The organism is Anaerolineae bacterium, assembly GCA_014360855.1.
GTDB lineage: Bacteria > Chloroflexota > Anaerolineae > JACIWP01 > JACIWP01 > JACIWP01.
This window is the reverse complement of record JACIWP010000341.1, coordinates 1-2856: the sequence shown is the minus strand read 5'-3', so window position 1 is coordinate 2856 and position 2856 is coordinate 1. Positions and strand designations below refer to the sequence as shown.

3 protein-coding genes are annotated in these 2856 nt (G+C 65.5%); 1 reads left to right on the top strand and 2 read right to left on the bottom strand.

Features of this window, described 5'->3' with window-relative positions; translation table 11 throughout:
* Positions 1 to 217: 217 nt before the first annotated feature.
* Positions 218 to 1207 (top strand): alpha/beta fold hydrolase, encoded by a 990-nt coding sequence (locus H5T60_13710; protein ID MBC7243488.1) that lies wholly within the window; start codon positions 218 to 220, stop codon positions 1205 to 1207.
* Between the two features lie 23 nt (positions 1208 to 1230).
* Here H5T60_13710 and H5T60_13705 read toward each other — a convergent pair whose 3' ends face one another.
* Together H5T60_13705 and H5T60_13700 are read right to left on the bottom strand one after the other, a co-directional pair.
* The gene (locus tag H5T60_13705) at positions 1231 to 2481 is read right to left on the bottom strand and encodes an MFS transporter (GenBank protein ID MBC7243487.1); all 1251 of its coding nucleotides are present in this window, start codon (positions 2479 to 2481) and stop codon (positions 1231 to 1233) included.
* The gene (locus tag H5T60_13700; GenBank protein ID MBC7243486.1) at positions 2478 to 2777 is read right to left on the bottom strand and encodes an alpha/beta hydrolase; all 300 of its coding nucleotides are present in this window, start codon (positions 2775 to 2777) and stop codon (positions 2478 to 2480) included. The genes H5T60_13705 and H5T60_13700 overlap by 4 nt, the downstream gene beginning before the upstream one ends.
* Positions 2778 to 2856 lie beyond the last annotated feature (79 nt).

Here is a 2856-nt window from a genome sequence, read left to right as displayed (position 1 = left end):
ACAAAATGCTGATTCATTATACCATACACTGCCGGCACGCCAATGTGCGGAAAATTACATTAGCAACCTATGAGGCCCGCCGGCGCAAGGGCCATCTTCTTTTGACACAGCGCCCAATCCATGGTATAGTTAGCCGGGCTGGTAAGCGGGCGGCCGGCGGATGAGCCGGCCGCCGGCATTTTCCGCCCAACTTGGTCGAATCACTGCAGGGGGTTTCGTGACACTCAGCATCTTATGGAAGATTTTCGCCGGCATCTTGCTCGGCGGCACTGTCCTTACCATCCTTGGCCCCATGGTGGGGGAGATCATCGCAACCCTTCCCCCGTTGTTTCCTCCCAGGGATCGCAATCCGCTCACCGTTCTGGGTCTTTCTTTTGAAGATGTGGCCTTCCCGACCGCGGACGGCCTGACACTGCGCGGTTGGTGGATTCCCGCCGGCTCTCCCAACGCGCCGGCGGTAATTTACGCGCCCGGCACCGGCCATGACCAGCGCTCCGGCCTGGCGCTGGCCGGCCCCCTGCATCAGGCCGGCTATCACGTCCTGCTCTTCAGCTACCGCGGTTATGGGGAAAGCGATGGGGATGAATTCGGCTTCACCTACGGCCAGCGCGAGAGCGAGGATATTGATGCCGCGGTGCGCTTCCTGAAGGAGCAGAAGGGCGTCAAGGTCATCGGTGTGATCGGCTTTTCCGCCGGCGCCGCCAGTGCCATTCTCAGCGCATCGCGCAACCCAGACATCCGTGCGGTCGTGGCGGCGGCATCCTTCACCTCGGTGTCAGAGGTGTGGGATAGCAATATGCCGGCGTTTATCCCGTCCTTCTTCCGCGAATGGCTCATTATGCTGGCGGAATGGCGCAAGGGGTTTCAACGCGAGGCAGTGGAACCTATCCGGGTGGTCAGTCAGATCGCGCCGCGGCCGCTTCTGCTCATTTACGGCGACGCAGACCGTCGGGTGACCCTGGCGCATGCCCGCCGGCTTCAGCAGGCCGCCGGACCATCGGCGCAGTTCTGGGTGGTGCGGGGAGCGACACATCGTGCCATCGGTGACGAGGCGCTGGTACTGCTGGCGCCGGACATTGTCGCCTTCTTGAACCAGGCTCTGCGGCATCGTCCGGACCGGCAAATGGCCGGCACGCCCCTTCAGCCGGCCGCGTTCTCCACCCAGCCTCTGCTGACGAGCCGGCGCGTCACCCTGCCGTCCTATTAGGTGTTCGCTCCGCGCCTGGGGGGCTATCCTTGATTCAGCCGCAGGCCGGCGGCACCCGAGCCAAGCGCCAGCAGTGCCAGCAGGAGCATGACCGGCGGCACACCCACCCGGTCGGCCAACATGCCCCCGATGACGATGGGGAAAATGGAGAGCGCGCTGGCCAGCGCCAACTGAGCGGCGATGACGCGGCCGCGCAGGGCCGGCGCCGGCCGCTCCTGCACCACCGTGCGGGCAGAGATGATGGCCATTGCCAGCGCCACCCCCATGGCGAAGATGGCTCCTATCAACAGCGGCCAGCGCACGCCCGTTTGGGTCTGGGTCAGAGCTACGATGAGGGCGATGGCGGCCCCCAGGGTCATCAATCCCCCGCTGATCCAGCGCAGGCGGCTGTAGCGGTCCCCGATGCGGGCGATGAGATAGGCTCCCAGGCCGAAGCCAATCCCTCCGGGCACCATCAGCAGCGACACATCCGTCACTGCCAGCCCCAGGTACAGTGCCGCCAGCGCCGGCATCATGGACAACAGCATCAGCAGTAGCGCGCTGGTGAAGGCGAACTGCGCCACCACTGTGCGAAGCACCCGATCGCGCAGGATCGCTTGCCAGCCGGCCTGGAAGTCTTCCCCCACGGAGCGCACCACCTCGAGAGGAGCGGTTGTCCTCTCGCGAGCCGGCATCCGCACCCGCGGCAGGCGCCAGACCAGCAGGGCCGCGCCCAGTGTCAGACCGCCGCTGATCAGGCCGATGGTGCCGACGCCGGCGGTCCGCGCCAGAAGCGGCCCGATCGCCACCACTCCCAGCCCTTCTGCCGCCAGCATGCTGACCTGGAGCAGGGAATTCGCGCGCAAGAGCTGTGGATGTTCGACATAATGCGGCAGTAGGGCAAGCTCCGCCGAGATCGCCACCTGGGTGAAGAGGGCGCTCAGCACCAGCAGGATGTAAATCGGCAGGAAGCCCAGGTCATTGGCCAGCACGCTGACGGACAGCCAGAAGAAAAAGCCGGCCAATGCCCGCACCAGGTGGCTCAACAGGAGCACCCGCGTGCGTTCGAAGCGGTCCACGATCACGCCGGCGAACAACGAGCCGATGAACGCCGGCAGCATCGAGGAGAGGATGACCAGTCCGGTCTGGGTGGTGGACAGGCTAGTCTGGGCCACCGCCACCACCGCGGCGAAGTTCAGGGCATACAGCGCCGCCACGGCCAGGAACTGGGAGATCCACAGCCGCAGGAACAATGGGTTGCGGCGCAGTGCCGTCGGGACCTGAATTTCCCTCATGCCGCTTCCTCTCTCCCAATCACTGCCTGCGCACCGCGCAGATGCCTGTCCAGCCAGCGGATCCACCGCCGGCGGGCCTGCCGGCCGTAGGGCGTGGAGTGGATCCCAAAGGGCAGGGTCCACAGCTTGCACGGCGGGCAGGCCGCCCGCGCCAACCGCCAGGTATAGCGGTAGGGCGCCGCCTGGTCCAGCACGCCGTGGACCAACAGCAAAGGACGCGGCGGCCGGAAACGCACTGCCTTCTCCAGCGGAAAGGCGTTCCAGGCAGCGATGGTATCCGCCCAGATGATGCTCATGCGGTAGCCATTCAACCGCATATTCTGGATCAGCCGCCAACCGTCCCAGTTGTTCGCGCCAGGAACCTCGGTCCCTGGG

Coding starts and splice junctions, on each gene's coding strand:
- H5T60_13705 (MBC7243487.1), bottom strand. CDS start 2,481: ATGAGGGAAATTCAGGTCCCGACGGCACTGCGCCGCAACCCATTGTTC.
- H5T60_13700 (MBC7243486.1), bottom strand. CDS start 2,777: ATGAGCATCATCTGGGCGGATACCATCGCTGCCTGGAACGCCTTTCCG.